This window comes from Streptomyces colonosanans (genome assembly GCF_001866645.1).
Lineage (GTDB): Bacteria > Actinomycetota > Actinomycetes > Streptomycetales > Streptomycetaceae > Streptomyces > Streptomyces colonosanans.
Genome location: NZ_MLYP01000056.1, coordinates 1 through 14,204, shown reverse-complemented (window position 1 = coordinate 14,204; position 14,204 = coordinate 1). Strand labels below are relative to the sequence as shown.

Sequence of the window (14,204 nt, the reverse complement as noted above, 5' to 3'; positions counted from 1 at the left end):
ACCCGGGGCGTGGTCGACGTCAGGACTGCAGGGCCGCCACCGGGCCGGCGTCCGCCGCTGCCACCCGGTGCCGGGAGCGCACCGCCTCCTCGAAGAAGGCGAGCGCACGCAGGTGGTACGTCCGGGCGGCCCAGCCCAGGCTGATGTTGTGGCCCGCGTCCGGAAGCCGCTCCACGACCACGCGGGGTGCGGCGGTCAGCAGCCCCACGAGGTCCGCCACGTCCTCGTCGGAGTGGTGCCACCAGGCCTCGTGCTCCGCGAAGGTCAGCCGGACCGGCACCCGGACGTGGGGCAGCAGCCCCTCGCAGATCTGGGGCCAGTTCGCGGCGTCCTCGGCCTCACGGCGCGGCATCGCCGCCACCACACTCGATCCCGCCCGGAAGACACTCGGCGGATAGTGCCTCAACGGGCCCCAGTTGAGGTGCCGTTGACGGATGCCACCGGCCTGTCCCAGAACGGACCTGTCCGCGGCGAACCGGTGTCCGCATCCGGAGACGTCCAGCGCGAGAAGGGACGCGAGCAGGGCGTCGGCGCCCAGTCGCAGGGCGAGTTTGCCGCCGTAGGAGTGCCCGAGCAGCAGGATGCCCGCGCCGGTCGCGCATCCCCTCGCGAAGTCCTCGATCGCCGCGCCTGCCGTGGTCGCCTGCTCGGCGAGCGTCTGTCCCTCCGGGAGGAACGCGGCCGAGCGCCCGTAGCCGGGGCGGTCCAGGGCGAGAACCGTGAATCCCAGCTGCGCGCCCAGGGTGAGCAAGGACAGGTCGGGATGGGCCTGACCGTCGAAGTACTCGGCGGTCAGGCCCCCGCCGTGCAGTGCGACCACGGCGGCGCGGGGTGTCACATGCACCGGTTCGGCAAGCAGTCCGGACAGCGGGATGCCCCCGCCGTCCAGCGTTACCGGCCGCACGCCGGGGGACATCGGCCTGGTCGCCGTTGACTGGTCCCGGGCTTCGGCCGGCCATGCCTTGTGCACCACGCACCCTCTTCCCATATCCGACGTGTCTCTCGGGTCCACCTTCCGAGGGGGCTGCGCGCCGCGCAAGGCGAGCCCGCCTCGCACGGCTCCTTCCGGGCCCGGCCGCGACCGCCGCTGTCACCGATCCGGACGAGGGACACGGAGGCGCCGATGGCCGAGGGCGGAGAGCCTGCTGCGGCGCCGGACAAGGGCGGCCGTTCCCGGGACCACCCGCATTGGCACGCCGGATGGCGCCGTTCCTAGACTTGTAGCGGTAGCCCGGCCTCCGGCGGTATGTCCTTTACGGGAAGGCGGTGGCGCCGATGCCGTATGTCGCTGTGAGCGCGCTGAGCCATCCGGGGCTGCTGCGCGAGCGGAACGAGGACAGCCTCGTCATCGGACCGTGGACTCTGTGTGCCACCGTGACCGAGAGTCCGCAGACCCTGGTCTTCCCGCTCGGCACACCCCTCGTCGTCGCCGTTGCCGACGGGCTCGGCGGGCAGCCCGGCGGTGACGTGGCCAGTGCCCTGGTCGTCCGCCGGATCGCGTCGATCGGCCCCGCCCTGCGGAGCGAGGACGCCGTCCGCGACACCCTGAACGCCTGCAACCGCGCCGTGTACGAGGCCGCCGAGGGAGACGAGAGAAGCGAACTCGCCGCCATGGGAACGACGGTCGCCGGCGCCGTCATACAGTCCGGCTCGCTGCTGGCCTTCAATGTGGGGGACAGCCGGGTCTTCGCGGCCTCCCGGGACGGGCTGCGCCAGTTGAGCGTCGACGACAGCCCACCGCTCGCACCCGGGCAGCGCACCACGTCCCTGGTCACCCAGTGCCTGGGCGGCGCACCCGCCTACCGCGCCATCCATCCCCATGTGACGGCCGGGTCCCTGTCGCCCGGCGACCGCTACCTCGTCTGCACCGACGGTGTGACCGACCCGCTGACGACGGACGTGCTCGACGCGGTGATGCGGGAGTACGACGACGGCAGAGCGGCCTTCGAGCTGTGGAAGGCCGCCATCGAGGCGGGCGGCCCCGACAACATCACGCTGGCGGTCGTGCGCGTGGGGGACGGGTCGGGAGGGGGCCTGTAAGGGGAGGCCGCTGCGGCGTACGGGCGGTCCGGCACCCCGGCGCGTGCGAAGCCCGCGCCCCCTCAAGGGAGATCCGCTTCGTCCTGCGCGAAGCCGTACCGTCCCCGCAGCCGTACGAAGCGGGCCGCGGTCAGGACCCGCCACTGCTCCAGCCCCGACGCGGTGCGCACGAAGCACACCACCTGTTCCTGCCCGCCCGGCCCGATAGGTTGCACCAGACGCCCGGCCGGCCGTACCTGCGCGACCAGGGGCGCGGGCACCTCCGGGAACGCGGCCGACACCACGACCGCGTCGTACGGAGCGCGGTCCGGCACACCGCCGCTGCCGTCGCCGACCCGCAGCTCCACGTTCCGCACGCCGTGGCCCGTCAGATTGGTGCGTGCCCGCTCGGCGATCTCCGGCCGCATCTCGATGCTGACCACGTCGGCGGCCAGTCGGGCGAGCAGCGCGGTCTGGAATCCGAGGCCGGTACCCACCTCGAGGACGTGCTCGCTGCCGTCCAGCTCAAGGCTCTCGATCATCATGGCGGACAGCGACGGCTGGGTCGTGACCTGCCCCTGTCCGATCGGAACGGGCGCGTCCCGGTAGGCGGCGGGCACCTGACCGGCCGGGACGAAGTCCGCCCGGGGTGTTGTCCGTACGGCCTCGAGCAGCCGTTCTTCCCTGATCCCGGCGGCTCTGAGGGCCCGCACCAGATCCTCCGGGCTGCTGGGTACGGCGTTCCACGGGCGGCTCACCACACGGCCAGCGTAGGCGCCCGCCCGGCGTCAGCCGAGTCGCGGGATCTCGATGGCGGGGCAGCGGTCCAGGACCTGCAGATAGGACGGAGAGCGCGGAGGTCTGAGCGCCCACCGTCCGGTCGGGCGGCCCGGTCAGTCCGTGGGCAGCAGCTGGAGCTTCAGCGCGCGGGTGACCGCGGCCGTGCGGTCGGAGACCCCGAGTTTTCCGAAGCTCCGCAGCAGATGGGTCTTGACGGTGCTCTCGCCGATGAACAGGCGGCGCCCGATCTCCGAGTTGGTGCATCCCTCGGACACCAGCCGCAATACCTCCAGTTCTCGCTGCGACAGCTGAGGCCGCTCCAGCTCGCCGCCGCGCAGCCGGGACACCAGCGCCGCCGCCACGGTGGGGGCGAGCACGGTCTCGCCGCGCGCGGCGGCCCGGACGGAGTCCGCGAGGTCGCCACTGGAGGCGTCCTTGAGGAGGTAGCCGGCAGCTCCGGCCTCGACGGCGCGCAGAATGTCCCGGTCGGTCTCGTACGTGGTGAGGACCACGACGCGGGTGGTGCTGGAGTGCGCGGCGAGGATCTGCCGGGTGGCGTCCACGCCGTCACCGCCGGGCATCCTCAGGTCCATCAGTACGATGCCGGGCTTCAGCCGCGCGCACAGCGCGACGCCCTCGGGGCTGGACGACGCGCTGCCGACGACCTCCAGGTCGGGCTGGACGTCGAGCATGCCCCGCAGCCCCTCCCGCACCACGGGGTGGTCGTCGACGAGCAGGATCCGGATCATCGCTTGGTCTCCTGAAGCTGTTCGGCACGTGCGACGGCATCTTGGGGGCGGGCCCGCACGGTCAGTCGTACGCTGAGGCAGGTGCCCTCGCCGGGGGCGCTGGACAGCTTCGTGGTGCCGCCGATCTCCAGGACCCGGGCCCGCATGCCGGGCAGGCCGTAGCCGCTGCCCGAAGCGATGGGCGAGAAGCCGAGCCCGTTGTCCCGCACGGTGAGCTCCAAGCCGCCCGGGGTATAGGCCAGGGAGATCTCGGCATGTGAGGCGTGCGCGTGCTTGCGGATGTTCGACAGGGCCTCCTGGGAAGCGCGCAGGGCCACCACCTCGACGGCGGGCGGCAGCGGGCGCGGGGTTCCGGAGACCCGGACATCCACGACGATGCCGAGCTCCTCGGCCAGCCGGTCGCCGAGGCGGCGCACGGCCTCGTCCAGGGAGCTGTCGTCCAGCTGGGCCGGGGTGAGGGAGGAGACCAGGGAGCGGGACTCGGCGAGGTTCTCGCGGGCGGTGCGCTGCATCAGGTCGATGTAGCGGCGGGCCTGTTCGGAGGTGTCGCCGAGTTCGCTCTCCAGTGCCTGGGAGAGCATGACGAGGCTGGTGAAGCCCTGGGCAAGGGTGTCGTGGATCTCGCGGGCGAGCCGCTCGCGCTCCAACAGGGCACCGTGCGCGACGGACAGCCGGGCCAGTTCCTCGCGATTCTCCTCGAGTTGGCGGATGAGCGTTGCGCGCTCGGAGCTCTGCACAGCGATGCTCTCCACCCATCCGCCGATGGTCATCGAGGACCCGGCGACGACGACGGCGATCAGCGCAGTGCGCAGGATGTGGCCGGGCTCGTCCCACCACATGACCGTCCAGCCGATCAGCGGGGTGAAGTTGTACACCAGCAGGAACGTCATCGCCCGGAACCGGGACAGCAGCAGATAGGACAGCGGCGCCAGAGCGACCATGGCGACGGACGCCTCCTGCGCGACGATCGCCGCGGGCGTGTAGAGCACGGCCATCCCGGTGCAAAAGGCGAAGGCGCGCCGGGAGTTCTCCGCGTCGTGGTGCAGGGCGGGCCGTCCGACGGCCACGTACAGCGGGATGGACAGCAGCAGCCAGCCGTCCGCGAACGTGACCCAGGGGTTCGGTCCGTGCGAGAAGGTGACGAAGAGTTCCGCCGCCAGCAGCGCCACCCCGAAGTGGATGTCCCACAGCCAGGTGCTCTGCTGCCACGCGTGCGTGACCAGGGCGCCTGGCTGTGGGGTCGCCGAAGGCACGGTCATCCGTCGCGCCGGCCCTTCCAGCGGAACGTCGTCAGGCAAAGAATCAGTCCTCCGATGCACCAGGCGCCCAGGACGAGGGCGACCCGGCCGAGTTCCCAGTCTCCCCCCTGCTCCAGCACCTTGGCCCGGTCGGGCAGGAAGACCGCGCGGAACCCCTGACACATCCACTTCAGCGGGAAGAAGGAGCCCACCTTCACCATCCAGCCGGACATGCTGTTGATGGAGATGTAGACACCGGAGATGAACTGCAGCACGAGGAAGGGCAGAACCATGATCGGCGTGGCGCTCTTCGCGTCGCGCGGCACGCTGCTCATCGCGATGCCCAGCAGCGAGCAAGCGATCATGCCGAGCAGCAGCACCCAGGCGAGGGTGAACCACTTGCCCGGCGTGGAGGGCAGCTTCAGGTCGAAGAAGGCGACCCCGACGGCAAGCAGCAGCGCGGTCTCCGCGACACCTGTGACCAGGACCAGCCACAGCTTGCCGAAGAAGTACGCGCTGCGCGGCATGGGCATGGCCCGCAATCGGCGCAGGTTGCCCTCGTCGCGTTCGGTGGCGATGCCGATGCCGATGTTCTGGAAGCTGGTCGACATCAGACCGGCGCCGAGCATCGCGGCGACGTACAGCTGCGAGACGGTGATCCCGGCGCCCTGAATCTTGTCGTGGAAGATGGACGCGAACATCGTCATCATGACAATCGGCAGGGCGAAGGTGAAGACGACGGCTTCCTTGGCCCGGAAGAACTGCTTGATCTCCACACCACCGCGAAGCAGTCCGAGACGGAACGCGCCAGGGAGCTTACCGCCCTCGCCGCCCGGGTGCAGCCGGCCCGCCGCGGGGGCGCCGACGAGAGTCTGGGTCATGCCGCTGTCTCCTGCTCCTTGATGAGGCCGAGATAGATGTCTTCGAGGCTGGGGCGGCTGACCGTCAGCTCCGGGATCTCGCCCCGGAAGTGCGCCGCGAGGTCGTTGATGACGCCGGTGGGCGTGTCCGTGCGGTACTCGCGCGGGCCCTCGGGGGCGAGCCAGGACACGGTGGCCTGTGCGCTGGCCCGGCCACCAAGAGTGGCCGGATCGCCCTCGGCGACGACCTTGCCCCCGACGACGACGGCCAGCCGGTCGGCGAGCGCCTCGACCTCGTCGAGGTAGTGGGAGGTGAGCACGATGGTGGTGCCGTCGTCGGCAAGCGACCGGATCAGGTCCCAGAACTGCCGCCGGGCCGCCGGGTCGAACCCGGTGGTGGGCTCGTCCAGGAACAGCAACTCGGGGCGGCCGATGACGCCCACGGCCACGTCGACACGGCGCCGCTGGCCTCCGGAGAGCCCGGTGACGCGGGCACCGGCCTTCTCTGTGAGTCCGACGACGTGGAGGATCTCCTCGAGGTCGCGCGGGTCGGGGAAGTACTGGGCGTAGTGCCGGACGGTCTCGGCGACCGTCAGCTCGCCGCTGACAACCTCGTTCTGCCAGACGATCCCGATCCAGGACTTCCACTGCCGCGAGGCGCGTCCCGGGTCCTCGCCGAGCACCTCCACCTCGCCTCCGTCGCGGCTGCGGTGGCCTTCCAGGATCTCCACGGTGGTGCTCTTGCCCGCACCGTTCGGCCCGAGGATGCCGAAGATCTCGCCCCGTCGGATGTCGAGGTCGAGTCCGTTGACGGCAACGTGGTCCTTGTACGCCTTGCGCAGGCCCCGCACGCGTACTGCTGTTTCTGCCATGCCTTCAGCTTTCCGGGCGTGCGGGCGGGGCGGTACGACCGAGGGGTCGGTCCTGTGTCCACCGACTGGTGGACACAGGACCGCGGCGGGTCCGTCCCCGCGTCCCGTGGGGCCAAGGCCACGGCGGCCACTATCGGGCCCGGTCACGTACAGGCTCGGCTGGGCCGTGCTCGCTCTGGTGGTTCAGGCTCGACAGCAGGTCGCCGTCAGCGAAGCGGCCCACCGTCGCCGCGGTGCCGAGCGCGCGGTCGACGTCGGCGGCGCCGTGCAGCTTGGCCAGTGCGATGGCGTCGGCCATCTGGGCCCGGATCCGGCGGGTGCCGGCCGCGGTGGCCTCGACCAGCCAGGCCGCTGCCTCCGGGGCGATCGCCAGAAACTGGGCCTCGGCCGGGCTGGCCGGACTCGGCGTGCGCTCTCCGCGCGGAGTGACGGGGTAGTGCTCGTCGGCGAATCGGTTCGACGGTACTCAGGGATGTTGAGCCGGTCGGTGCCTTCAAATCGGCCTATGTCGTCGACGGTCGGCCGGCTATGTCGGCAGGTTGGAATGTCGAGGCCAGGACGGAAGAGCTGGCGCGCGAGCTTGCGCACGGCAGGGTGTCGTTTCGCGCTTCCGTTTCCCGGTCGTGGAGATCGCGGATGAAAGCGGATTGGAACCGCTCGCCGAGCCGTAGCTAACGGCGTAGTGAATTAAGTTCAATCGCCGGGCAGCGGTCCATGACCATCTCCAGGCCCGCGGCGCGGGTCCGCGTGTACGCGGCCTCGTCGATCACACCGAGCTGAAACCACACGGCACCGGCGCCCTTGGCCACGGCTTCATCGGCGACCGTGCCGGCGAGCTCGCTGTTCACGAACACGTCCACGACGTCGACGTCGACGGGAATGGCATCGAGAGAGGGATAGCCCTGCTCCCCATGCACCGTCTCGGCCTTCGGGTGAACGGGGACGATCCGCTTGCCATAGCGCTGAAGGACCTCCGCGACCTTGAAGGCGGCGCGCCGCTCGTTCGAGGAGAGACCGACGATCGCCCAGGTGTCGCCGAGTCCGTCGAGGATCTTACGGACCGTCTCCGTCTCGCTGTGCATGCTGTGCCTCCGCTTGGTCGGTTGTTCGCCGCAGAGAGGAACGACCGTCGACCGCATGCCATTCCCGGTGGTTCCCGGCGCCCGCGGCGGACTTCCCGAGGGAAGCGGTGGACGGTGATCGCGCCCTGCCCCGTGTGCCGCCGCATCAGACCTCTTACATACCCCATGGGGGTATGCTATGTTGCTCCGGCAAGGTACCCCCAGGGGGTATGTCGAGAAAGGGTGAAACCATGTCAGCCATCAATCCCCGGCGCTGGTGGGCGCTTCTGGTGCTCGCTGCCGCCCAGTTCATGGTGATCATGGACACGTCCATCATCGGGGTGGCGCTCCCGGAGATGCAGAAGGACCTCGGCTTCTCGCAGGGTGAGTTGCAGTGGGTCTTCAACGCGTACGTCATCGCCTTCGGCGGGTTGCTGCTTCTCGGTGGCCGCCTCTCCGATCTGCTCGGCGCACGCAAGGTCTTCACCATCGGTTGGGTGGTTCTGATCGCGGGTTCGATCGTCGCGGCCGCCGCGCAGTCCGCGACCGTGGAGGTCGTCGGGCGCGCCGTGCAGGGTGTGGGCGGAGCGCTGATCGCGCCCTCGGCCATGACGCTGCTGATGATGCTCTTCGGGCACAACCCGAAGGAGCTCGGCAAGGCCATGGCGCTCTACGGGGCGGCAGCTCCCGCGGGCGGCACGGCCGGTGTCTTCCTCGGTGGAGTGTTCACCGAGTGGCTGAGCTGGCCCTGGGTCTTCATCATCTATGTGCCGATCGGTGTCGCCACCTTGGCGGCCAGCGGGCTGCTGCCTGCCGTCGCAGGCCGTCGCGGCGGTGTGGACGTGCTGGGCGCCGTCGCGGTCACAGCGGGCCTGGCCCTCGCCGTCTTCGCCGTCGTCCGTGCTCCCGAGGTCGGTTGGGGCTCCACCGGCACGGTGCTCGAACTGGTCGGTGCCGCCGCGCTCCTTCTGCTCTTCTTCGTGGTCCAGAAGGCGGTGCGCGAACCGCTCATGCCGCTCGGCATCTGGCGTGTGCCTCGGCTCGGCTCGGCCAACCTGGCCATGACCCTGCTGGGCGCCGCCTGGATCCCGATGTGGTACTTCCTCAACCTGTACCTCCAGCAGGTCCTGGGCTTCGGGGCGTTCGAGTCGGGCGCCGCGCTGCTGCCGATGACCGTGCTGCTGATGATCTTCATGACGGCCATCACGGCCCGGCTGATGGCGAAGTTCGGCGCCAAGCCGCTGATCGGGGGTGGCCTGCTGGTCCTGGCGGCCGGTCTGCTGTGGCTGTCCGCCGTCGAGCCGACGGGCACCTTCGTGGTCGATGTCCTGCCCGCCTCGCTGGTTGCGGCGCTCGGCATGTCGCTCGCGTACATCCCGACGATGATGACCGCGATGTCCGGCGCCCCGCAGGAGCAGGCAGGCATGGCCTCCGGCATCGTCAACACCACCTACCAGGTGGGGTCGGCCCTGGGCCTCGCCGCGCTCACCGCCGTGGCCACCTCGCAGGGCGCCGGTCGGCTGGGCAACCTGCCTGCCCTCACCGACGGGTTCAGTGCGGCCTTCATCTGGGCCGCCGTCATCGCGGCCGTCGGCGGGCTCGTCACACTGCTTGCCATGCGTGGCGACAAGGCGGCCGCTGCCGCCGCGGGACAGGCGGACTCCGCGTCGGCGACCGAGGGCGAACGGGCCGGCGTCTAGAAGTCCATGGAGATACCGGGGTTCTGGCCCCGCCGCGTGGGCGGCGGGGCCAGAACCCTTTCCGGTGCCGGGTCGTGGCCAAGAACTGCGGACCGGTTGATCCACGGTTGTTGTGATCACGGTCCTCAAGAGGGTGAGGCCCGTGCGGGGTATCAGTAGAGGAACGGTGGCTCGGGCAGGGCCATTGCATGTTGTCGAGTCATCCTGTTTGTGGTGATCCGGTCGGGCGGCCCGTCAACGTGGTGGCTCTGCTGGGCAATTGAGGGTTCCGGGGTGGGAGTGCAGGCGCGGCGCCGCTGATCATGTGACTGTCCAGGGCGTCAGGAGTCCTTGCGTCTGGTCCCGGACCGGTGCCCGTGCGCCGCGCGGGCACCGGCCGCGCTGTCAGGTCGAGCGGGTGAGCTGGTGGATGCGCCGCACCCGCCCGTCCTCGGCGACCTCACCTGTCAGGATCCAGTCCATCGATACTCGGCCGAGCTTGCGGTGCTCCGCGACGAGGCGGCAGCGTGCGGCGAACCGGCTGCCGTCGACGAGGAGTTCGTCGATCAGCATCTCGCCGTCGGTGGCGTTCTTGCGGGCCGGGGCTGCGTGTGCGATCAGCTGATCCCGGGTGAGAGCGGTGCCGTTGGTGACCCAGACCACGTCGTCGGTCATGGTGCGGTCCACGATCAGTGCCGGGTCCTCGTCGGACTGGGCCATGTCGCGGGTGTAGTCGATCAGGAGGCGGCGGGCTGCTAACTCGGTTGCTTCGATTATCTCTGACATACCTGTCATGCTTAAGGTGCCTTGCTAAGATTGTCAACCATGTCAGAGATAAGACGGCGCCGTCAGCGGGTGGAGGTCTCCCGCAACCGCGCCGCCCTGGTCTCGGCGGCGATCCGCATCCTGGCCTCGCGCCCGGAGGCGGGTATGGCGGAGATCGCCGCGGCGGCCGGGGTGACGCGGCAGACCGCGTATGTGCACTTCGGTACCCGGGAGGCGCTGCTGGCGGCGGTGCGCGACGAGCTGAGCCGCCGGGCATACGCCGTGCTGGAGGCCGCCGACCTCGAGACCGGCACCGCGACCGAGGCCCTCGACCGGTTCCTCGCCGCCGTCAGCACACTGCTGGCCGAGCAGACGGCCCTCGGCGGTCCGGAACCCGACCCCGAGGCGGATGCCGCACGCCACGTGTCGGTCCAGCAGATTCTGGAGTCCCTCATCCGCCGCGGCCGCGACAGCGGCGAGTTCATCACCGGGTTGGAGACCGGCTGGCTGGTGACGGCGACGATCGCTCTCGGTCACGCCGCCGACCAGCGCGTCCACGCCGGCCTTGCGGACGCGCGCACCGCGGCGGACCAGTTGCGCGCTTCGGTGATGCTCCTTTACGGCGCGGATGACCACGATCCGGCAGCACCCTGACCTGCAAGCGCCAGGCCCACCCGCCGTGGCCGCAAGAGCCAGCACGGCAGGTCCTCGTGTCCGGGTTCGTCATGTGACGCCGAGTAGTCCCAGGGGGCGCCAGTAGTCACGGGCGGTGCGGCGGAGAGCAGTGGCGATGTTCCGGTCGCCGTTGTGCCGCAGCACGCCGACGGCGAGGTTGCGCAGGGACGCCATGACACGCGGCAGCACCCCGGTACGGACCTTGGAGTCGTCCTCGCGGAAGGTGCGGTCGCGCACATGATGCAGGAGGTTCTCGATGCCCCAGTTGGCCGCGGATCCAGGCGGCAAGTTCTGCGGGGGTCGCCTCGGTGACGTCTCGGCTGGTGATCAGATAGACCCGCTCGACCGTTACTTGGCCAGCGCCCTGGTCGCGCCGCCACCGCACGACCTGGATGGCCTGCTTGGCGCCGGGAAAGTCCAGGTGGCGGTAGGCGCGCACCTTTAACCGGCGGATCTCCTCGCGGTGGTGGCCGCGGCTGCGCTCGCGATGCTCCAGCGGCAGATCTCGCCAAGGCAATTTCTTGACCTGCCGGTGCAGGCCTGGGTGGTTCTTCTTGACGATCGCGAGGTAGTGGGCGTCGCGTCCGCGCAGGTAGCGGCCGTGGCCGTACTGGGTGTGCAGGGCGTCGGCGGTGATGACAGTGCCCGCAAGATCCACGCTCTCCAGGAGCGGGGCGAAGGAAGGTATCTCGTTGCTCTTGGTAGCAATCTGGCGCTGTGCCAGAACGGTGCCGGTGTGGTCCATTGCGGCCAGGAGTCGGACGGCGGCGCAGGCAGCGGTGCGCGAGCCGCGCAGGGTCTTGCCGTCCACAGCGAGTGCGCGCCGGATCGGCCGCGGCTTGTCCTGCGCGCGCGGCGTCGGGATGCGGGCAGTCAGGTAGGCGCCGATCGCGGCATCGAAGGCGTCGCCGTCGAGGCGCTCGAGCAGGCGGCGCACGGTGCCCGGGTGCGGGGCCGGACGCAGGCCGGTGAGCGGGTCGGCGGGCAGACCGAGCGCGGTGCGCACGGCCTGCGGGGTGTCAGTGATCCACTCGCCGATCGCGGCCAGGGACTTCGCGCCGGCCAGGACCGCGGCTGCCGCGCCGACCACGAGGGCAAGCAGAGGATAGCGGCGCCCGCGCGATCGGCGCGGATCGGGCACTGCGGCCAGGAAGCGCCGCAGGTCGGGGATCCCGGCGGCTTCGCCGCTGGTGGCGTGGAGCAGTCGGCTCAGTGAGGCGGGGATGGGAGGGGATGCAGGGGCAGGCACAGTCTCGCTCGGTGATCCTAGGTCTCGACAAGCCACATGATCTGGGGCGCCGTGCCTGTACTGCTGTCCGGGACCTCCTCAACTATCCGGCGACCTCGCTGAGCTGACGGCCTGCCTGGCGAGCTCACTGCAAACTGGACACCTCGTCAACATGCAATACCCCTGGGGTCGAGGGGGCCCTGCATCGCCGGCACCGGGCGGCGGGGTGCCCTGAATATCTGGCACACCGTCAGTATCAGGCCTGATCAGCTTCGCCAAGCATCGCCGACAAGGTTTACCTCTCTGAAGCTTCCTTCTTTGATACGTAGGGGGATTTCCTCCCATTCTCGGATCACTCGGCGCCTGCCGTCGGGAATAGAAGGCCAAGAAGTACGGCTAACTGTCCTGCCCGCATAAATGGGCTCCCAAGAGATGGCGTAAAAGGAGTCGATGTCTGGAACTAGGGTTGCCAGACAGTGAAGGGTGCGGCGGTGATACCACTTGCTGACAGCTGTGACCCTCAATCCAAATTCCAAGGCTTCCCGCAAATAGGAAAGGGAGAATTCTACGTTCTGCCACGTGTCGGCCGCGCGATCCTCATACCGAATGACGGTATCAGGAACACCGCGCTCAATGAGAAGCCTGCGCAACTCTTGGGCTTCTGTAACGCCGGTGTGCCGGTTGATTCCGCCGGTTGCGATGATCACCGGCGCTAGTCGCCCCTGATACCACGGATGATGTCGCTGACCCGGGAACTGGTCATTTTGCCGACAGCCGCTGCCATCACGGCATGACTGGAGCCGGTACGTCGGTTGACAAGCCGGAAGATCTCTTGGAAGTCCCGGGCGGCACAGGCTTGCCGCATGGCTTCGCTTCCGAGAAGCGCGTCAGGGACCGTCAGCGGATATCCACTCCGCTGAGTCTCGCGGTCATCCATGTAGCCACCCAGCACGAACGAAGTGATCTCTGTCTAGCGTAGCCTCGGGACTGCGGCGGTGAACCCCGAACGAGACGGAACGGGGCTCCCCAAATGGACTTGCGGGGTTCCCCGTTCGCCGTTCCCAGAAGCGCCCTGCCCGGCTCAAACTCTTCAGGCGGCGCAACCTGTGCGCCGAACAGCCAGACCCCCGCGACCGTGGCGACGGTCCGGTGGCGTGGCCACCAACCGGTTGGAGGTTGACGGCAGTGCCCAAAGCTACAACCAGACTCCTCACGCTGCGCCAACGAGCGGGGGTGAGCGCATGACCGAGACGGACACCGACGCGCGCCAGTGGGAATACACGACCTATGCCCCGTCCGGTGAGACGTGCCCGTCGTGCGGCAAGCCGATCAAGAGCCTTGAGAGTTGCCGCCGGGGGAGCGTGTCCCACCGGGACGCTTCTCCGAACGTGGCTTACTGGCACACGGCTTGCGCTCCGAAGAAGAAGGGGCAGTGATCCCGGTGGACCAGTACAAGAGCGCACGTGCTGAGGCGGAACACACGGCCGCGTTACTGCGGGCGGCCCTGCAACGCGCCGGACTTTCCGAGCATGAGGCCGCGCGGGTGCGTGCTCTGGTCAACAGCAAGGGACGCGCCTACGTGGACATCGGAGCACTCCCGGTGGGCTCAACGGTGAAGCTGTTGAACGCACTTCCCTTGGCGTTGGAGTCGGCGGGACGAGCCGCAGGTCGAGCGCCTACCGGGACAGGTCCAGGCGTCCCGGCTCGCTGAGGATGGCAGCAAGGACCAGCTCGTCGGACGAGCTGCTGAGCGTCGGGTTGCGTCTACCGATGGTCTTGGCCAGTGCTCCGCCCTTCAGGGCGGAGGTGAAGGCCATCCCGTAGGGGCGGCGCGGAGCGTCGCAGCACCGCCTCCGAAGGGGCACAGCCCGGTCAGACGGGGCGCTTCTGCTGCTCGATGTACTGGCGGACGTCGGTGAGGGGTGCTCCGCCGACGGATCCGGCGTAGTAAGAGCCGGACCAGAAGTGTCCGCCCCACAGATACCGGCGCACGTGCGCGTCGAATTCCTTGCGCAGGAGGCGGGCGGAGACGCCTTTCAGCGAGTTGACCAGCTTGGAGAGCTGGACCTTCGGCGGGTAGTGCACGAGCAGGTGGACGTGGTCGTCCTCGCCGTTGAACTCGCTGAGTTCGGCTTCGAAGTCGGTGCAGACCTCTCGCATGATCTCCTCACAGCGCGCCAGGAGATCGTTTGTGAGCACTCCACGCCGGTATTTGGTGACAAAAACCAAATGAACGTGCAGATGGTAGACGACGTGCCGTCCGGTACGTACGTCTGGG

15 protein-coding genes and 2 pseudogenes are annotated in these 14,204 nt (G+C 69.3%); 3 read left to right on the top strand and 14 right to left on the bottom strand.

What is annotated here, in order from left to right:
• Positions 1 to 19: 19 nt before the first annotated feature.
• On the bottom strand, positions 20 to 916 hold the full coding sequence (locus BIV24_RS21290) for an alpha/beta hydrolase (RefSeq protein WP_071368006.1): 897 nt from the start codon (positions 914 to 916) through the stop codon (positions 20 to 22).
• Positions 917 to 1,275: 359 nt separating this feature from the next.
• On the opposite strand from BIV24_RS21290, the gene BIV24_RS21285 reads away from it, so the two are divergent.
• The gene (locus tag BIV24_RS21285; protein ID WP_071367982.1) at positions 1,276 to 2,040 is read left to right on the top strand and encodes a PP2C family protein-serine/threonine phosphatase; all 765 of its coding nucleotides are present in this window, start codon (positions 1,276 to 1,278) and stop codon (positions 2,038 to 2,040) included.
• 62 nt (positions 2,041 to 2,102) lie between these two features.
• On the opposite strand, the gene BIV24_RS21280 is transcribed toward BIV24_RS21285, so the two are convergent.
• The 7 genes and pseudogenes from BIV24_RS21280 to BIV24_RS21255 form a co-directional block, all read right to left on the bottom strand.
• The gene (locus BIV24_RS21280; RefSeq protein WP_245766879.1) at positions 2,103 to 2,780 is read right to left on the bottom strand and encodes a protein-L-isoaspartate(D-aspartate) O-methyltransferase; all 678 of its coding nucleotides are present in this window, start codon (positions 2,778 to 2,780) and stop codon (positions 2,103 to 2,105) included.
• Positions 2,781 to 2,912: 132 nt separating this feature from the next.
• Positions 2,913 to 3,548, bottom strand: a complete 636-nt coding sequence (locus BIV24_RS21275) for a response regulator (protein WP_071367981.1) — start codon at positions 3,546 to 3,548, stop codon at positions 2,913 to 2,915.
• Entirely contained in the window at positions 3,545 to 4,807 is a 1,263-nt protein-coding gene (locus BIV24_RS21270) for a sensor histidine kinase (RefSeq protein WP_071367980.1), read from the bottom strand. The genes BIV24_RS21275 and BIV24_RS21270 overlap by 4 nt, the downstream gene beginning before the upstream one ends.
• Positions 4,804 to 5,667, bottom strand: coding sequence for an ABC transporter permease (locus BIV24_RS21265; protein WP_079168423.1), 864 nt, complete (start codon positions 5,665 to 5,667; stop codon positions 4,804 to 4,806). The genes BIV24_RS21270 and BIV24_RS21265 overlap by 4 nt, the downstream gene beginning before the upstream one ends.
• The gene (locus BIV24_RS21260; protein ID WP_071367979.1) at positions 5,664 to 6,518 is read right to left on the bottom strand and encodes an ABC transporter ATP-binding protein; all 855 of its coding nucleotides are present in this window, start codon (positions 6,516 to 6,518) and stop codon (positions 5,664 to 5,666) included. Before BIV24_RS21260 ends, BIV24_RS21265 begins: the two co-directional genes overlap by 4 nt.
• A gap of 184 nt (positions 6,519 to 6,702) precedes the next feature.
• Positions 6,703 to 6,963 (bottom strand): annotated as a pseudogene (locus BIV24_RS36525) (IS21 family transposase); the annotation flags it as partial.
• A 226-nt stretch (positions 6,964 to 7,189) separates the two neighbouring features.
• On the bottom strand, positions 7,190 to 7,600 hold the full coding sequence (locus BIV24_RS21255) for a CoA-binding protein (RefSeq protein WP_071367978.1): 411 nt from the start codon (positions 7,598 to 7,600) through the stop codon (positions 7,190 to 7,192).
• Between the two features lie 230 nt (positions 7,601 to 7,830).
• Between BIV24_RS21255 and BIV24_RS21250 the strand changes: the two genes are divergently transcribed.
• On the top strand, positions 7,831 to 9,279 hold the full coding sequence (locus BIV24_RS21250) for an MFS transporter (RefSeq protein WP_071367977.1): 1,449 nt from the start codon (positions 7,831 to 7,833) through the stop codon (positions 9,277 to 9,279).
• Between the two features lie 384 nt (positions 9,280 to 9,663).
• On the opposite strand, the gene BIV24_RS21245 is transcribed toward BIV24_RS21250, so the two are convergent.
• On the bottom strand, positions 9,664 to 10,044 hold the full coding sequence (locus BIV24_RS21245; protein WP_071367976.1) for a nuclear transport factor 2 family protein: 381 nt from the start codon (positions 10,042 to 10,044) through the stop codon (positions 9,664 to 9,666).
• A gap of 39 nt (positions 10,045 to 10,083) precedes the next feature.
• Here BIV24_RS21245 and BIV24_RS21240 point away from each other — a divergent pair, with 39 nt between their 5' ends.
• Positions 10,084 to 10,677, top strand: coding sequence for a TetR family transcriptional regulator (locus BIV24_RS21240; protein WP_071367975.1), 594 nt, complete (start codon positions 10,084 to 10,086; stop codon positions 10,675 to 10,677).
• A gap of 69 nt (positions 10,678 to 10,746) precedes the next feature.
• Here the strand turns inward: BIV24_RS21240 and BIV24_RS35560 are convergent, their stop codons facing one another.
• The 5 genes and pseudogenes from BIV24_RS35560 to tnpA form a co-directional block, all read right to left on the bottom strand.
• The gene (locus tag BIV24_RS35560) at positions 10,747 to 10,986 is read right to left on the bottom strand and encodes a hypothetical protein (RefSeq protein WP_245766881.1); all 240 of its coding nucleotides are present in this window, start codon (positions 10,984 to 10,986) and stop codon (positions 10,747 to 10,749) included.
• Positions 10,987 to 11,044: 58 nt separating this feature from the next.
• Positions 11,045 to 11,839, bottom strand: a pseudogene (locus BIV24_RS21235) (ISAs1 family transposase); the annotation flags it as partial.
• A gap of 353 nt (positions 11,840 to 12,192) precedes the next feature.
• Positions 12,193 to 12,633, bottom strand: a complete 441-nt coding sequence (locus tag BIV24_RS32230) for a YdcF family protein (protein WP_177198778.1) — start codon at positions 12,631 to 12,633, stop codon at positions 12,193 to 12,195.
• A gap of 969 nt (positions 12,634 to 13,602) precedes the next feature.
• A complete protein-coding gene (locus BIV24_RS34500) occupies positions 13,603 to 13,743 on the bottom strand; it encodes a hypothetical protein (protein ID WP_177198777.1) in 141 nt (46 codons plus the stop codon).
• 55 nt (positions 13,744 to 13,798) lie between these two features.
• The coding region (tnpA, locus tag BIV24_RS21230; protein WP_107459621.1) for an IS200/IS605 family transposase at positions 13,799 to 14,204 on the bottom strand (406 nt) is incomplete at its 5' end.

Excerpts from the sequence above, each read along its gene's own strand:
- BIV24_RS21290 (WP_071368006.1), bottom strand. The coding sequence starts at position 916 with ATGTCCCCCGGCGTGCGGCCGGTAACGCTGGACGGCGGGGGCATCCCG.
- BIV24_RS21285 (WP_071367982.1), top strand. The coding sequence starts at position 1,276 with ATGCCGTATGTCGCTGTGAGCGCGCTGAGCCATCCGGGGCTGCTGCGC.
- BIV24_RS21275 (WP_071367981.1), bottom strand. The coding sequence starts at position 3,548 with ATGATCCGGATCCTGCTCGTCGACGACCACCCCGTGGTGCGGGAGGGG.
- BIV24_RS21270 (WP_071367980.1), bottom strand. The coding sequence starts at position 4,807 with ATGACCGTGCCTTCGGCGACCCCACAGCCAGGCGCCCTGGTCACGCAC.
- BIV24_RS21265 (WP_079168423.1), bottom strand. The coding sequence starts at position 5,667 with ATGACCCAGACTCTCGTCGGCGCCCCCGCGGCGGGCCGGCTGCACCCG.
- BIV24_RS21260 (WP_071367979.1), bottom strand. The coding sequence starts at position 6,518 with ATGGCAGAAACAGCAGTACGCGTGCGGGGCCTGCGCAAGGCGTACAAG.
- BIV24_RS21255 (WP_071367978.1), bottom strand. The coding sequence starts at position 7,600 with ATGCACAGCGAGACGGAGACGGTCCGTAAGATCCTCGACGGACTCGGC.
- BIV24_RS21250 (WP_071367977.1), top strand. The coding sequence starts at position 7,831 with ATGTCAGCCATCAATCCCCGGCGCTGGTGGGCGCTTCTGGTGCTCGCT.
- BIV24_RS21245 (WP_071367976.1), bottom strand. The coding sequence starts at position 10,044 with ATGTCAGAGATAATCGAAGCAACCGAGTTAGCAGCCCGCCGCCTCCTG.
- BIV24_RS21240 (WP_071367975.1), top strand. The coding sequence starts at position 10,084 with ATGTCAGAGATAAGACGGCGCCGTCAGCGGGTGGAGGTCTCCCGCAAC.
- BIV24_RS34500 (WP_177198777.1), bottom strand. The coding sequence starts at position 13,743 with ATGGCCTTCACCTCCGCCCTGAAGGGCGGAGCACTGGCCAAGACCATC.